The following is a 17,012-nucleotide window of genomic DNA, read 5'->3' as shown; positions in this document are numbered from 1 at the left end:
CTTTTTATTATTCATCTAAAAACTTAAACTATGCAGCTGTGGCGGCTGCAATTTTTTTCTTGAGGGTATCGAACATGATTGGAGTTGCGATGAACACCGAAGAATAGGTACCCACTACCACACCAATGATCATTGCGAACATAAATCCTCGCAAGCTCTCCCCACCAAAAATGAAGATGGCCAACAATACGATCAATGTGGTCAATGAGGTGTTCAAAGTACGGCTCAAGGTACTGTTCAAGGCATCGTTGATATTCTCTCCGCCTTTGAAGCCCTTAATCCCAGTTATCTCACGGATACGGTCGAATACGACCACGGTATCGTTCAGGGAGTATCCAATTACGGTCAAAATGGCCGCAATAAAGGCTTGATCGATCTCCATATTGAAAGGCATGAGCTTTCCTGTAAGGGAGAATATTCCCAATACGATCATCACATCGTGGAAAACCGCAACAACGGCGCCCAAGGAGAATTGCCATTTCCTGAATCGCAATAGGATGTAGAGGAACACTACCGCCAATGAGCCCAAAATGGCCAAGAAGGCATTCTTTTTAATGTCGTCGGCAATGGTGGGTCCCACTTTTACCGATTGTAGGATACCTATTGATTTTTCCGAAGCTCCAATGGTAAAGTCTTCAAAAGAAGTGCCATCTGGAAGGTATTTCTGTAATGTGGTATATAATTTTGTCTGGATTTCCGTGTCCACTTCCACACCTTCCTCATCTACTTTGTAAGGAGTGGTCACCTTGATCTGGTTGGCGTCCCCAAACGTTTTCACGTTGGTACCGCTACCAAATACCGTATTGAGCTCGGAAGCGATTTCCGAAGGGTTCACCGCTTTCTCAAAACGTATCTGATAAGAACGTCCCCCGATAAAGTCAACCCCTTGCTGAAGGCCAGTGGTAAAAAGGGAAAATGCAGAAACCACCACCAAGATTCCAGATAGGATATAAGCGAACTTGCGCTTGGCCAAGAAATCGATGTTCATGTTGGTGAACAGGTTCTTTGTGATTCCCGTGCTGAAATCCAAACGTCTGCCTTTTTTTGCAGAATAAGCGTCGATCATCAATCGGGTCACGAAAATGGCGGTGAACAAAGAAGTAACGATACCGATCAACAAGGTAGTGGCAAATCCTTTAATGGGTCCTGAACCGAAAATGAAAAGGATGATCGCCGTAAGTCCCGTAGTGATGTTGGCATCCAAGATTGAGGACAGTGCGTTTCCGAAACCGTCCGCAATCGCCTGTGCCTTACCCTTTCCTTTTGCCAATTCTTCCTTGATCCTTTCAAAGATAAGTACGTTGGCATCCACCGACATACCGATGGTCAACACGATACCAGCGATACCTGGAAGGGTCAAAACAGCTCCCAAGCTGGTCAACACCCCAAAAATGAGCAGGATGTTGAAAATAAGGGCAATATCAGCAAAAACTCCTGCTTTGCCATAGTAAAATATCATCCACAGCAATACAAAGGCCATGGCAATCATAAAGGATGTGAACCCACTGTCGATGGCTTCCTGGCCCAAAGATGGCCCTACCACTTCAGATTGGATAATGTCCGCAGAAGCAGGTAGTTTACCCGCACGCAACACGTTGGCAATATCCTTTGTCTCATTTACGGTGAAAGTTCCGGTAATCTCGGAACGGCCACCTGAAATGGGCCCTGAAGAAACGCCAGGGGCAGTATATACTTTATTGTCCAAAACAATAGCTATCCCGGTCTGGTTGTTGTAGGCATCTCCGGTAAGTGCTTCCCATTCCTTGGCGCCACGGGTGTTCATGGTCATGCTCACCGCAGGCTTGTTGAACTGGTCAAAGGTATCCTGTGCATCGGAAACCACATCACCGCTGATCCTGGGCACACCGTCCCTGTTGGATTTAAGCGCGTATAGATCCACCACTTCCACATCTTGGGCAGGTCTTTCCCAAAGGAATTTGGTGAATTGGATATCGTTGGGCAGCAATCTCTTGATCTCTGGCATTCTCAGGTACTTCCCGATCTCGGCCGTATCCGATACCATGGCCCTTGCAATGGCATGGCTACCTGGATTGGCAGGTATCAATTTGCCCAAAATCGGGTTGGCCTGAGGGGCAGTTTCCAAAGAATCTTGGGAAACATCCGAAAGCAAGGAATCAATCTCAGATTCTGGCTTGGATACCTCCTCTTTGGTTTGCTCAGGTTTCAGGATTTCTTTCAATCGCTCGTTGGCGGACACCAAGAAGGTTCCCAAACTTGGATTGCTTTGGGGATAGGTTTCCCAAAACTCCAATTGGGCCGTACTGGAAAGCAATTCCTGTGCACGGGCAATATCCCTTGCACCGGGCAGCTCCACCAAGATACGTCCGGAGTTCCCTTCCCTTTGGATATTGGGCTGGGTCACACCGAAACCATCGATACGCTCACGGAGTACTTCAAATGCAGAAACGATGGACTCGTCTATCTTTCTTCGGATAATGGGCTTTACCTCTTCATCACTCATTTGGAAATTGACATCATCGCTAAGCCCTTTGTTGGCAAAGATATCCGGGGAAGCCAATTTGGTTTCGCCCTTGATCTTGTCAAATGCATCAAAAAATAGTTCCAAATAGGTTTGGTCGCTATTGGTCGATGCCACATCGGCATCGGCCAACGCCTTGTTGAAAACGGGGTTCTTGGTATTGTTCGCCAAACCTTTCAAAATATCCTTCACGGAAATCTGCAAGGTGACGTTGATACCGCCCTTAAGGTCAAGACCTTTGTTCAACTCTTTTTTCTTGGCATCCTCATAGCTGGTAAAACCCAGAACAGAGTTGTCACTGATAGAGTCCAGATACGATGCCTCTAAAGCTTCACGCTTTGCCACATAATCTTCCTCAGCTTCCGAAATTTGGCTAACTGCGTAAGCCTCAGCATCCTTCTCCAACTTACTTGTGATGAAGGTAAAGGATAGCTGATAGATGCTCACCAAGCCAAAAAGGATCGCGAAAAGCCTTACAAGTCCTTTATTTTGCATTGATTATTAAATTTTTAGATGTTTTCTTAAACAGCGTGCAAATATATCATTTCCGATAAGATTTGACAATAGAAATTGATTGAATTGCAAATACGCCTCAGCATTGGTTGGTAAAAACAAAATTGTCATTCCGAATCCGATACGGTTCCCATCAACATTCTTTTGGGATTTACCGCCGTTCAAACCCGAAATGACAATCTTTTGGTCAATTTGATCGGATTATACTTGGAGCAATCCGTTGGTCTTTTTAACTCCTTCGGCACTTTCCTGCATTTTGGCCTTTTCGGCATCGGAAAGTTCGATCTCAACAATCTGCTCGATACCGTCCTTGCCCAAGATCACAGGTACACCGATACAGATATCGGAAAGACCATATTCCCCGTCCAGCATGGTGGAACATGGGAACATTTTCTTTTGGTCGCAGACGATGGCCTGTACCATTGATGAAACTGCTGCTCCGGGAGCATACCAAGCACTGGTACCCAAAAGCTTGGTCAACGTGGCGCCGCCCACCTTGGTCTCTTCCACTACCCATTCCATTTTCTCTTCGGAAAGGAACTCGGAAACTTTTACACTGTTCCTGGTTGCATGACCAATAAGGGGAACCATGCCCACATCACTGTGGCCACCGATCACCATACCGTCAACATCTGAGATAGGGGCACCAAGAGCCTCTGCCAATCTATATTTGAAACGGGCACTGTCCAATGCACCCCCCATACCAATGATCTTGTTCTTTGGCAGGCCAGTGGCCTTGTGCACCAAATAGGTCATGGTGTCCATAGGGTTGCTCACCACGATGATGGTGGCATTGGGCGAATGCTCCAAAAGGCTTGTTGCCACGGTTTTTACGATGCCTGCATTGATCCCGATAAGTTCTTCACGGGTCATTCCCGGCTTGCGGGGAATCCCCGAGGTAATCACTGCCACATCACTGTTGGCCGTTTTACCATAATCGTTGGTGCTTCCTGTGATCTTGGTATCAAAGCCCATAAGCGACGCGGTCTGCATCAGATCCATCGCCTTTCCTTCAGCATATCCTTCCTTGATATCCAACAAAACCACTTCCGAGGCAAAATTTTTCATTGCTATGTATTCTGCACAGCTAGCTCCTACTGCGCCTGCTCCAACTACGGTAACTTTCATTTGTATAAGTTTAAATTTTAACGCTCAAAAATAAGGCATTTCACTTAGAAAAAAGCTGACTTACACCAGTTTTAATGTATCGATTTTGCAAATGTCCCCGAATATTCGACCCCATAAATGTTAAGGAAACGAACCATTCATCGAAGAAATCCTTTTTTCTTCATTTTTTGAAATAACGGACGCAATAGTTTCCTACAAAACAGCGTTCTCTAAGTCCCAAAATCATTTTAACCTACTGACCTATGAAAAAGCTCTTTTCATTGTTGTCCATCATAGGCATAATTGCCGTAAGCAACTGTAGCCGCGTTCCAGAGAACAATGACCCCATTTTGGGCATCTGGGCAAAAACTGAATCTTCCACCATTGAAAACAAGGGTACCGAAACAATCCGTGAAGAATGGATCTTCAACGATGTTTATCTGGGCAGATACCAGAGCTACTCCAATTCAAAACTAGTTTTTTATACCGATTTTAAATGGTCCGTTGAAAATGGGACCTACACCATTATATATGGGGATCCCCAGGTGACCGATGTCAAGGTCAACCTGATGGAAGCCCAAAATCCTGAAATTTTAGCCCTAGGGAACGGCGCGGTCTTCGCCACTAGGGAGTGAACCTGAAGACCAACATATATGAAAATAGTGGGCCTCGACAAATGTCGGGGCCCACTTTATTTTGGCTGTTCGGTTGGTGATACTATCTAAATCCAAAGTTCAGACCAAAGGTAAAGGTGCTGAACTCGGCAAAGTTATATTCCGCATTGATCCTGAAGAATCCCAGCTTCAGCTTGGTACCCAAATTGGCATTCACACCACTGGCCTTTTTGGAAATGGAAAAAGGGTCCACGACTGTTTCGGAAAAGAACGGGCCATTGGCCTGATAGGTTCCCAAAACATCGATATCAGATTTACCCGTGATATAGCCCAGACCTCCATAAAAGTTGATCACGGGAATATTTCGGGTGGAAACCACGGCACTGAAGTTCCAGGTCTTGAACGATGCATCGATACGCTGGTCGCTGCCCGCAATGACGTCAGAATCCGTGAAATCATACTCGCCATTGAGATTGGTATACCCAATGACCGCCGAAATGGCAACTGGCAATAGTTTATCGGCCGGGAGCAACTTGGTAAAATCGTATTGGACACCGGCACCGAACAATCCCAATTTGACATTATCATCGTCAAATTTCATCTTGGGCAAGAAACGGGCCTTCACTTCCAACCCTTTGATAAGCCCCACACTTCCTTGGAGATATCCGGAGGGTACGAAATTGAGATTTTCGGAAGCCAATCCCGAAGGGAGTTCAAAGGTGCTGCTAAAGAGGGTAGTTTCGTCCTCAACAAAGACCTCGACCCCCTCAATATCGCCAAGAGCCGTGGAAACCAAACGTGCCTGCCCCGGATTTTGGACAAAGTCCAAATTTTCATATTCTGCCGGATCAAGCATAAAGGCTTTTTTGTCATCCTTGTTCTTGAATCCTGTCATGTTTCCCACGATGGATATCTCAAACCCGCCCAAGGGCTTGGAATCGGCACTGTTGTACCATCCTGTGGAGATACTGTAGATGGCCGCTTCGGAAACAGGAGCCAAATAGGCATTAGCATAACGCTCCGCATCGTTGACCCCGGAAACGAAAATGTCATTCAAATCTTGGGCCTTGCCGAAAGTTACTCCCAACAAAGCTGTGAGCAGTATGATTTTCTTCATTTTGTAAAATTTTTCCTTAAAACTAAAAAACTCGCCTTGTTGGGGCGAGTTTTTGTTGTGAAATAACCGTTATCTATGCATCTATGTTGGCATAGACGGCATTTTTTTCAATGAATTCCCTCCTTGGCGGCACCTCGTCCCCCATCAGCATGGAGAAGATACGGTCCGACTCGGTAGCGTTGTCAATGCTGACCTGTCGAAGGGTCCTGAACTCTGGATTCATGGTGGTGTCCCACAATTGTTCCGCGTTCATTTCCCCAAGACCTTTGTACCGTTGGATACCTGCCCCACCGTTCATAGAGGCCACTATTTCATCGCGTTCCTTATCATTCCACGCATAGCGTTTCTTGGTTCCTTTCTTTACCAGATACAAGGGTGGCGTGGCAATGTAGACGTGTCCGGCCTCTATCAATTCCCGCATATAGCGGAAGAAGAAGGTAAGGATCAAGGTTTCAATGTGGCTACCATCCACGTCGGCATCACACATGATGACCACTTTGTGGTAACGGAGCTTGTCCAAATTCAGTGCCTTGCTGTCCTCTTCGGTACCAATGGTAACTCCCAACGCTGTGTAAATGTTCTTGATCTCTTCGTTTTCAAAGACCTTGTGCTGCATGGCTTTTTCAACGTTCAAAATCTTACCACGCAAAGGCAAAATGGCCTGAAAATTTCGGTCCCTACCTTGTTTGGCCGTTCCGCCCGCAGAGTCACCCTCCACTAGGAACACTTCGCATTTGGTCGGGTCCTGTTCGGAACAATCCGAAAGTTTTCCGGGCAGTCCGCCCACGCTCATCGGGTTTTTGCGCTGTACCATTTCACGGGCCTTGGCGGCGGCATGTCTGGCCTGAGCAGCCAATTTTACCTTCTCCACGATCAGCTTGGCATCTTCGGGGTGCTCTTCCAAGTAGTCGGTCAACATTTCGGACACGGCCTGACTTACGGCACTGGTCACTTCACGGTTGCCCAGCTTGGTCTTGGTCTGACCTTCGAACTGTGGTTCGGCCACTTTAACTGAAACAATGGCGGTAAGTCCTTCACGGAAGTCATCCCCGGAAATTTCAAACTTTAGTTTGTCCAACATACCGGAATTGTCGGCATATTTTTTCAAGGTGGTGGTCAATCCCCTCCTGAATCCTGAAAGGTGAGTCCCTCCTTCGTGGGTGTTGATGTTGTTCACATAGGAATGAAGGTTCTCGGTATAGCCTGTGTTGTACACCATGGCCACTTCCACAGGAATTCCGTTCTTCTCCCCTTCCATGGAGATGACGCTTTGGGTAAGGGGCTCCCTGTTCCCATCCAAGAATTTGATGAATTCCTTCAATCCTTCTTCGGAATGGAAAGTTTCGGAAATGAACTCTCCTTTGTCGTCCTTGTTCCGCTTATCGATAAGTGTGATAGTTATCCCTTTGTTCAAATACGACAACTCCCGCATTCTGTTCGCCAAAGTCTCATAATTGTACTCTGTGGTCTGGGTAAAGATGGTATCATCCGGTATGAAGGTCACAATGGTACCGGTCTCGCTACTATCCCCCACACTTTTTACAGGATATAGGGTCTTGCCCCTTTCATATTCCTGTTCCCAGATTTTTCCGTCCCTATAAACCGTTGCTTTTAGGTGTATTGAAAGAGCATTGACCACAGAAACCCCCACACCGTGGAGTCCACCTGAAACCTTATAGGAATCTTTGTCAAATTTTCCACCGGCCCCGATCTTGGTCATGACCACTTCAAGGGCAGAAACACCTTCCTTTTTGTGCAGATCGACAGGAATACCCCGTCCGTTGTCTTTTGTGGTGATGGAATTGTCCTCGTTGATGATGACCTCAATGGTGTCACAGTAACCGGCCATGGCCTCATCGATGGAGTTGTCCACCACTTCATATACCAAATGGTGCAACCCCCTGACCCCTACATCGCCAATATACATGGAAGGTCTCATACGCACGTGTTCCATGCCCTCCAGGGCCTGGATACTATCCGCCGAGTAATGTTTCTTGTTCGCTTCTTCGCTCATATATTCTTAGTATTTGCCTTGAATTTTTCAAATCCTACAAATATAAGGAATACCCAGTGGAATTAGGTGGTTGGGGCAGAACGAACCCCCTAAGTTATCAACAAAATCTGTGGAAAACGGAGGCCAATCCCAATGACGGGGAACATGGCCCAACCACCAACGAAAAGCCCCTCGTCGAAGGGGCTTTTCTGACTAATTGAAAATGAAACAAAACTACATTTCCTGCTCCATATCGTTGGTTGGTTATTACCGGTCGGTTTATTTCACGTAAGCATCGGCATGTACTTTGGCAACGGCCCTTCCCGACGGGTCGTTCATGTTTTTAAAGGCTTCGTCCCACTCCAGTGCTATCCTTGTGCTACAGGCCACTGAAGGTTCTTGTGGAACGCTCAACGCAGCTGCGTCCGAAGGGAAATGGCTTTCAAAAATGGAACGGTAGTAATACTCTTCTTTGGTCGTAGGCGTCTGTATCGGGAACTTGAAGTGGGCGTTCTGCAATTGCTCATCGGTCACTTCCTCCTGCACCATGGATTTAAGGGTATCTATCCAGCTGTACCCTACTCCATCGGAAAACTGCTCCTTTTGTCTCCAGGCCACACTTTCAGGAAGATAGGATTCAAATGCTTTTCGTACGACCCATTTTTCCATGCGTTCCCCGTTGATCATTTTGTCCTTTGGGTTGATCCGCATCGCCACATCCATGAACTCCTTGTCCAAAAATGGGACCCTGCCCTCTATTCCCCATGCTGCCAACGATTTATTGGCCCTGAGGCAATCGTACATATGGAGTTTGTCCAACTTGCGTACGGTCTCTTCGTGGAAATCCTTTGGACTTGGAGCCTTGTGGAAATACAGGTAGCCCCCAAAAAGCTCGTCTGCGCCCTCGCCGGAAAGCACCATTTTGATACCCATCGACTTGATGACCCTTGCCATCAAATACATCGGCGTGCTCGCCCTGATGGTGGTGATATCGTAGGTCTCCAAGTTGTAGATGACATCTTTGATGGCATCCAATCCTTCCTGAATGGTGAACTTTATCTCGTGGTGTATGGTCCCAATGTGCTTGGCCACTTTTTGGGCTGCGGCCAAATCAGGAGAACCTTCCAACCCCACTGAAAAGGAATGCAATTGGGGCCACCAGGCATCGGTGGTATCCCCGGACTCAATCCTTTTTTGGGAATATCTTTTGGCGATGGCCGAGGTCACGGAAGAGTCCAATCCCCCGGAAAGCAACACCCCATAAGGCACATCGGACATCAACTGCCGGTGCACAGCGGCCTCCAAGGCCACTTTGATCTCTTCAATGCTGGTCTCGTTTTCCTTGACGGCATCGTATTCCATCCAATCCCTTTGGTACCATCTCTTGAACTCGCCATCCGAACTGTGCAAATAGTGTCCGGGAGGGAAAAGTTGGATCTTGGAACAGGTACCTTCCAAGGCCTTCAATTCGGAGGCCACATAGAAAGTACCGTTCTTGTCCCACCCGATATACAACGGAATGATCCCCATGTGATCGCGGGCGATGAAATATTCGTCTTTTTCACTATCGTATATGGCAAAACCAAAAATGCCGTTCATTTCATCAATGAAATCCACCCCCTTTTCCTGGTAGAGCGCCAAAATGACCTCACAGTCGGATTGGGTCTTGAAGCTGTATTTCCCTTCGAACTGCTTTCTGAGTTCTTGATGGTTATAGATTTCACCATTGGCGGCCAACACAAGTTTTCCATCGGCACTCAACAAAGGCTGTTTCCCTGAGGCCGGATCCACGATCGCCAACCTTTCATGGGCCAAAATGGCCCTGTCATCCGAATAGATCCCACTCCAATCCGGCCCTCTATGCCTCACTTTTTTGGACATTTCCAATAATTGGGGCCTCAACACTTCCGTGCTTTCCTTCACATCAAATGCGCAAACAATTCCACACATAAAAATATAGTTTATAACAATTTTGATACAAAAATGAATATTCAAGTTTTAAAATAAAACCATAAAATTCATTTTAATTACATTTTTATAATTTTAAATAGCAGAACGTATCCTTTTGATACTTTTTAAGTAAAAGAACATATCAATCCGAAGCATTCTGTAAGGTTCTTCAATTTTAACGTCTTTTTATACAAACAACATTGAATTAATTCTAGTTTTGAAAACAACTAAAATCACAATCATGAAAAATCTATTTTTACTGACATTCTTTGCCTTTGCGATGGTTTGCTCCACAGAAGCCACTGCCCAGAAGTTCAGCGGTCTGGACAAAAGCCCTATGGACATCGCTTCTTATCCTGCCAGTTACAAGGAGGCCGATAAGTCCGTCCGTGTCATCTACAGCCGCCCACAATTGAAAGGCCGTAGCCTGGAAGACCTAGCCCCTGAGGGTAAGGTTTGGAGAACCGGTGCCAATGAGGCCACTGAGGTGACTTTTTACAAAGATGCCACTGTAGGTGGAAAGTCTATCAAAGCGGGCACCTATGCTTTGTTCACCATTCCTGGGGAAAACGAGTGGACCGTGATCCTAAACAGCAACCTGAACCAATGGGGAGCTTACTCCTATGACAGTGAAGGTGACGTAGCTAGGATTCCTGCTACGGCCAGCACTGATGACGAGGAGCTTGAGGCTTTTTCCATTGCTTTTGAAGATGATGGAAAAATGGTCATGGGATGGAGCACTACACGGGTTTCACTTCCGATCAGCTTCTAATAAAGATTATTTGATATGAAAAAGCGGGGAATTCCCCGCTTTTTTATTTTACCCTAATACCATTCAAAAAAACCTGCTCCGCCTTTAAACTTGGGATATTTTCCATAGGAACGGTCATGATATCATCGCTCAGGATAACAAAATCTGCAAGCTTGCCCGGCTCAATGCTTCCTTTCTCGTTTTCCTCAAAGTTGGAATAGGCCGCCCAAAGGGTCATTCCCCTCAGGGTCTCTTCCCTGGAGAGGGCATCCTTCATTTGGAATCCTCCTTCCGGATACTGTTCTTGGTCCTGTCTGGCCACTGCGGCATAAAATGTCAGGAAAGGACTTACCTGTTCCACGGGAAAATCGGTTCCCAAGGCCACGATCCCTGCTTTTTCCAACAATGTTTTGTAGGCATAGGCGCCCTTGACCCGATCGGGGCCCAACCTGTCCCCTGCCCAATACATATCGCTGGTAGCATGCGTGGGTTGCACCGATGGAATGATCCCGTCTTCAAAATAATCGAAATCCTGTGGCGACACCACTTGGGCATGTTCCACTTTCCACCGACGGTCTTCCTTGCCCTGCAATGCCTTTTGATAGGCCCTGAGCACGACCACGTTGGCAGAATCGCCAATGGCATGGGTGTTCATTTGATAGTCAGAGGCGGCAATACGTTCGGCCAAGGCACCGATTTCTGCCACAGGGGTGACCATGGCCCCATAATGTCCATCTTGATCGGTATAAGGAGCTTTTAATGCAGCTCCCCTAGATCCCAAGGCCCCATCCCCATATACTTTTATGGAGCGGACGTTCAATTTATCCGTTTTGATGATTCCTTTCTTCAAAAAATGGTCCAGATTGTCCGGAGTGTTGGAAACCATAGCGTATATCCTTATGGACAAATCCCCGGCTTGCTGTAAGCTATCGATCAGTTCGATGGTGCCCCTGCCCAAACCTGCATCATTGACCGTGGTGAGACCATAATCCAAACATATTTGTTCCGCATCTTTCAGGGCTTGGATCTGTTGTTCCTTGGTGGGTTGCGGGATAACGGCATCCACGAGTCCCATGGGATTGTCCACTAAAACACCAGTGATCGCCCCATTCTTCTTCACTATTTCGCCTCCATCCATTTGGGTTTCCATGGTTATCCCTGCCAGGTCCAGTGCCTTTTGGTTCACCAGATAGGCATGCCCATCAATTCGTTCCAAAACCACGGGGATGTCCGGAAACAGTTCATCAAGTTTGTCCTTGGTCGGAAATTCCTTTTCTTCCCAATCATTTTGATCCCAGCCCCTACCTCGGATGTAACTAGAGGGGCGTTCTTTTTGGAAAGCGTCCACTTTGTCCAGAATTTCATCAAAACTTGAAGTGCCCACCAAATCCACTACTTGCTGGTTCAGTCCAAGTCCATAAAAATGGCAATGGGCGTCGATGAGTCCCGGTACCACTGTCTTCCCTTGAGCATCCAGCAATTCCTTGGCCTGGTATTTTTTCTGGAGGGCCTCGCTTTCTCCCACTTCCAGAAACTTCCCGTCCTTGATGGCCACGGCACTTGCCGTGGAGAATTCTTCATCCACCGTATGGATATTGGCATTGTTAACGATCATGTCCACTTCTTCCTTGGAATTGCAGGCCAGCAAAAGAGGGAGTACTATAATTGAAAGGATTTTTTTCATTCTTGATGGTTTCTTCAAAAATAGAAAATATGAAAAAAGAAAAGGATGGATTTTTAGGCTATTCACTATTTCTCCCTGGAAAGTCCAAGAGATGTCAGAACAATATACGATTTCTTGCTTTTTTAAGAATTTCACTTCGTTATTATTATTATTTTTCAGGACATATTATATAGCTAATTCAAACATGTCAGTTTCTTCCTATTTCTCCCTATTGGGAGGAGTTGAGCCTATTGGTGAGTTCATACTTCAGACCGCTGTTCCTAGCGAGCTGAACCTACTCCACTATATATTTATCAGTATTTCACTTTTAGGGGCATGCACAGGAAGTTACCTTATCGCTCTTAAGAAAGGACATAATGTACACATGGGCATTTTCATGATTGCCATCTCTGCGATTCTCCTTGAGCTTACACTGTTGTGGTGGGACGGGGTAATGCATATCCCAAAAATTCCATTTTATTCCAGTATTTTGTTCTTATTGGGACCTTCCCTTTTCTTATATATGGAAGGAAAAGTTTATCCCCTCAAAAAAATCAAAGCCCGAAAAGCAGCACTTTACTTTGGCCCCTTCTTGATGAGTATGCTGTTATTGCTGATTTTGACAAACACCAATGACATTACTCCAAGTCATGGATTCAAAAAACTGGGAGAACAATTGCTTAACAATGCCTATGTCAAGAGTCTATATTTTGCTTTTTTTCTGTTCTTGATTATCAGACAATATGTACATTACAGAAAACGTCTTGAAAAAATGGACCGGAACTGGGCAAAAATGCTGATTTCATTTTTTTCCGCCATATTTATCATATCAGCTACAAGGGCCTTGTTCGAACATGAACTTTCATTCGAACACATCACACGTTACATTATTGCCTATTTCTTTTCAGTGTTCATCATCATGATTTCGTTCCTGTTATACCTTTTACCAACAATTATTACTGAGCCGCTGGCAGTTCGCATTGATAAAAACCAAATAAGGGAAAAATACCACAACTCAGGACTCACCATTGCCATGGCCCAAACCTTAAAAGGGCAGCTCATCGATGCCATGGACGATAAACTCTTTTTGGACCATACCCTATCCCTGGAAACTTTGGCCAAAAAGCTCAATACAGACCGTTACAGTCTATCCCAGGTCATCAACCAAGAGTTCAATAAAAATTTCTATGAATTCATAAATGATTATCGCATTGAGGAATGCATTGCATATATTGATCAAAACCCATCACAAACAGAATCCATTACCGACATCATCTACGAGTCTGGCTTCAACAATAAGGTCTCCTTCTACAAGGCTTTCAAGAAGCGAAAAAAGGTCACTCCAGCACAATACATCAAGAGTTTAAATGAGTGATATCGCGCCATGAACACTCCGTCTTCCAATGTTAAAGTTTAGCATTTAATTTCTATAATTTATTGATATTCAATTTTTTATATTTAAGTAAATGTTAATATCCGTCGGTAAACCATAAATCTAGGTCGGATACAAACCTCTTGCCATCACCACTCCATTATTTTACGCCCGATTAAGATTAGCTCGGTCATTTTTCAAAACATTATGGGCTTAGTCTCATTTGTTTTTTTGGATTAGTCACCCTATAAAAAATTGGCCGGCTTTTCTTGATCAAAAACTAATTCAAAATGATTCTATTAACTAACACTCAAATTAAATGAGAACAAAAACAAAAGTATTATTAGCACTTTTGATGGCATTTGTGGTGCATCTATCGTCCGCGCAGGAAAAAGCGATTCGCGGTACGGTTACAGATGAGAACGGATCACCACTGCCAGGCGTGAACGTAGTAGTAAGGGGGACCACCAGTGGTACCCAAACCGATTTTGATGGTAACTACACCTTGCAGGCAGAAGTTGGACAAACACTTGTCTTCTCCTATTTGGGCCAAAAAGAGGTCAGGATAACTGTAGGAGCCCAAAGTACCATAAACGTACAGATGGAAGAAGATGCCCAAGCTTTGGAAGAAGTCGTTGTGGTTGGTTATGGTGTACAGAAAAGAAAGGAAATTACAGGGGCCATTGCGAGTGTCTCTGGAGGCGATATCCAAGGTTTGGTGACGCCCAGTTTCGAAAGCCAGTTGGCCGGTAGGGCCGCTGGTGTCCAGATAACCACCAACACTGGTATCATTGGGGAGGCCCCAAGAATCAGGATCAGGGGTCTGGGCTCCATAGGTTCAGGAACATATCCTTTGGTTGTTGTGGACGGTATTCCTGTCATTACTGGGGATACGGGTGGTTATGCCTCAACCAACGCACTAAGCAGTATCAACCCCAATGACATTGAATCTTTTGAGATTTTGAAAGACGGTGCCGCAACAGCCATCTACGGTTCGCGGGCTGCCAATGGGGTCATCTTGATCACCACCAAAAAAGGGAAGAAAGGCACTGCTCAAGTTAGCTATAATGTGGTGACCGGTTTTGCATCTCCGATCAAAACCTTTGACCTGTTGAACACTTCCCAGTTCTTGGAAATAGCAAACGAAAAGCGGACCAACAGGGGCCAAGCTCCTTGGGCCATTGGAAGTGACTATGATACCGATTGGCAAAAAGCGGTACTCAGATCAAGTGCGCTCCAAATGGACCATAACCTATCCGTAAATGGTGGAACAGACAAAACCAAATATTTCTTGTCCCTTGGTTTTACCGACCAAGACGGTGTGGCTCTGCCCAACAATTTAAAGCGACACAGTATCAGAACCAACCTCGAACATGATGTCTTCAATTGGTTGACTGTTGGAGGAAACGTTGCGGTCACCAGAAATGAGTTCAACGGATTGAATACAGGAGGAAACTCACTTTCAGGTAACATCTTCAATGCCACAAGGCAGCTCCCGAACATTCCCATCTACGATCCGAACAACCCCACCGGGTTCAACCTTTCTCCAGATGGAAGCGTAGTGGGCCAATGGGACAACACCGATCCTGTGGGAGATAACATCTCCAACATTGGCTATGTATTGGCCAACAATAAATTCCAATCCAAAGAGAACAATACCTTGGTCAGCGTCTTTGGAGATGTAAAATTGCTGGAGGGCCTTACCTATAGGTTCCAGGCCAGTGCCAATAATACTCTTACCTCAGGGTTTTTGTACTACAGCCCAATCCATGGCGACGGTCGTGGATCCAATGGTAGGTTACAGAACAACAATACAGATTTTCTACGCTGGAACACCCAAAACATAATCAATTACAATACCAGTATCGCCGATGCACATAACATTGCCTTGACTGCGGTCATGGAATTCCAAAAGGATAGGGTACAAAGCTTTTTTGGAACCGGTACCGATTTGTTGGATGAGTTCTACAACAAAAACTTGGTAACTGGGGCCTATGGTACCCAAACATCAGGTGGTAGCGTTACCGAAAACGGTATCAGCTCCTATGTAGGTAGGATCAGCTACAATTTCAAGGAAAGGTATTTTTTGCAAGGATCTATACGTAGGGATGGTATCTCCAAATTGAGCAAGGCCACCCGTTGGAACAACTTTACCGGGTATTCTGCTGGTTGGAACATTGCCAACGAGGAATTTTTCAGTGGCTTGAACCCCACCATTTCCCTTTTCAAACTTAGGGGATCTTACTCTGAAGTAGGAAACACCGACATCGGCAGCTATCCCTACTTGGGATTGACCTCGGCTTCCCAATACGGTACTTTGAACGGTATCGCATTTACACAGTTCGGTAACGACCAATTGTTGTGGGAGACCAGTAAAAAGACTGATTTTGGTGCTGACTTAGGCTTCTTTAACGACAAGTTGACCTTCAGTTTCGATTACTACAAAAACGATATTGACGGTCTGATCCTTGATGTCCCAGTACCACACTCACTTGGGGTTCCTGACAACAGGATCAAGAAGAACATTGGATCCATGAAGAACGAAGGTCTTGAATTCTCTGTCAACTATACTCCCTTCAATACGGAGAACTTCAGCTGGAATGTTTCAGCCAACTTGACTCTGGATAAAAATACCGTGACCAGTATTCCTGATGGACAGGATATCATTGGAGGTACTTCTACCAACACCAATATCGCTCCCAACTTGATCATCAGGGAAGGGGAATCCATCAACTCTATCTACGGACATAGGTATTGGGGCGTCAACCCAGCCAATGGAAACCCGGTTTACTACAAAGCTGATGGTTCTTTGGTACAAGGTAACATACCTACACAGACCTATTTTGTGTTCGACCCCAACAATCCTGAAGATCTATCAGAAGCTTCGAGTTTGAGTGCTGCCGATGATAAGTTCATCCTTGGAACCTCATTGCCTACCTACTATGGTTCTGTAATCAACAGGTTCACCTATAAAGGCTTCGATTTTAGTTTCATGTTCCGTTACAGTGGTGGCAACCATGTGTTCAATGCCACCCGAAGGGATTTGGTGACCCAGAACTTCAACAACAACTCTACAGAGATTTTGGGAAGATGGCAAAGTCCTTCAGAGCCTGGAGATGGAATGACACCTATGCTCTATGCTAGTAGCAACACCTTTACCAACCTAACCGGACATGCTACCACTAGGTTCTTGGAAAAAGGTGATTTCATCAGCTTGGACAACATCACTTTGGGTTATAAACTGCCCACAAATGTGACCGAAAAGTTGAAACTGAACATGGTGAGGTTCTTCATCCAAGGACAGAATCTTTTGACCATTACAGACTACAAGGGCCTAAACCCTGAAATGGAATCCAGTGGTGTAGACATCAACGGTACACCAAGATCAAAAGTACTTTCCGTAGGTCTAAATGTTAATCTATAATTCTAAAA

10 protein-coding genes are annotated in these 17,012 nt (G+C 45.5%); 4 read left to right on the top strand and 6 right to left on the bottom strand.

Annotated elements, in window-relative coordinates; translation table 11 throughout:
• Positions 1 to 28 precede the first annotated feature (28 nt).
• Together secDF and mdh are read right to left on the bottom strand one after the other, a co-directional pair.
• Positions 29 to 2,995 (bottom strand): protein translocase subunit SecDF, encoded by a 2,967-nt coding sequence (secDF, locus tag FOT42_RS10505; protein WP_151890529.1) that lies wholly within the window; start codon positions 2,993 to 2,995, stop codon positions 29 to 31.
• A 219-nt stretch (positions 2,996 to 3,214) separates the two neighbouring features.
• Positions 3,215 to 4,141, bottom strand: coding sequence for a malate dehydrogenase (gene mdh / locus FOT42_RS10500; protein WP_151890528.1), 927 nt, complete (start codon positions 4,139 to 4,141; stop codon positions 3,215 to 3,217).
• Between the two features lie 242 nt (positions 4,142 to 4,383).
• Here mdh and FOT42_RS10495 point away from each other — a divergent pair, with 242 nt between their 5' ends.
• On the top strand, positions 4,384 to 4,755 hold the full coding sequence (locus tag FOT42_RS10495) for a hypothetical protein (protein WP_226789861.1): 372 nt from the start codon (positions 4,384 to 4,386) through the stop codon (positions 4,753 to 4,755).
• Positions 4,756 to 4,837: 82 nt separating this feature from the next.
• Here FOT42_RS10495 and FOT42_RS10490 read toward each other — a convergent pair whose 3' ends face one another.
• The 3 genes from FOT42_RS10490 to asnB form a co-directional block, all read right to left on the bottom strand.
• Entirely contained in the window at positions 4,838 to 5,851 is a 1,014-nt protein-coding gene (locus tag FOT42_RS10490; RefSeq protein ID WP_151890527.1) for a DUF6588 family protein, read from the bottom strand.
• Positions 5,852 to 5,924: 73 nt separating this feature from the next.
• Positions 5,925 to 7,865, bottom strand: a complete 1,941-nt coding sequence (gene gyrB / locus FOT42_RS10485; RefSeq protein WP_151890526.1) for a DNA topoisomerase (ATP-hydrolyzing) subunit B — start codon at positions 7,863 to 7,865, stop codon at positions 5,925 to 5,927.
• Between the two features lie 258 nt (positions 7,866 to 8,123).
• Positions 8,124 to 9,794 carry an asparagine synthase B gene (gene asnB, locus FOT42_RS10480; RefSeq protein WP_151890525.1) on the bottom strand — a complete coding sequence of 557 codons (1,671 nt, stop codon included), beginning with the start codon at positions 9,792 to 9,794 and terminating at the stop codon, positions 8,124 to 8,126.
• A gap of 241 nt (positions 9,795 to 10,035) precedes the next feature.
• Between asnB and FOT42_RS10475 the strand changes: the two genes are divergently transcribed.
• Complete coding sequence (locus FOT42_RS10475) at positions 10,036 to 10,566, top strand: DUF2911 domain-containing protein (protein ID WP_151890524.1); 531 nt, start codon at positions 10,036 to 10,038, stop codon at positions 10,564 to 10,566.
• Positions 10,567 to 10,609: 43 nt separating this feature from the next.
• Here the strand turns inward: FOT42_RS10475 and FOT42_RS10470 are convergent, their stop codons facing one another.
• Positions 10,610 to 12,229, bottom strand: a complete 1,620-nt coding sequence (locus FOT42_RS10470) for an amidohydrolase (protein WP_151890523.1) — start codon at positions 12,227 to 12,229, stop codon at positions 10,610 to 10,612.
• A 184-nt stretch (positions 12,230 to 12,413) separates the two neighbouring features.
• On the opposite strand from FOT42_RS10470, the gene FOT42_RS10465 reads away from it, so the two are divergent.
• Together FOT42_RS10465 and FOT42_RS10460 are read left to right on the top strand one after the other, a co-directional pair.
• On the top strand, positions 12,414 to 13,583 hold the full coding sequence (locus FOT42_RS10465) for a helix-turn-helix domain-containing protein (RefSeq protein WP_192938371.1): 1,170 nt from the start codon (positions 12,414 to 12,416) through the stop codon (positions 13,581 to 13,583).
• A gap of 316 nt (positions 13,584 to 13,899) precedes the next feature.
• Positions 13,900 to 17,004 carry a SusC/RagA family TonB-linked outer membrane protein gene (locus tag FOT42_RS10460; protein WP_151890521.1) on the top strand — a complete coding sequence of 1,035 codons (3,105 nt, stop codon included), beginning with the start codon at positions 13,900 to 13,902 and terminating at the stop codon, positions 17,002 to 17,004.
• Positions 17,005 to 17,012: the final 8 nt, after the last annotated feature.

The sequence above is a fragment of the Flagellimonas hadalis genome (assembly GCF_007785775.2).
GTDB classification, from domain to species: domain Bacteria; phylum Bacteroidota; class Bacteroidia; order Flavobacteriales; family Flavobacteriaceae; genus Flagellimonas; species Flagellimonas hadalis.
The sequence above is the reverse complement of the archived record's forward strand: the minus strand, read 5'-3'. Positions and strand labels throughout refer to the sequence as shown.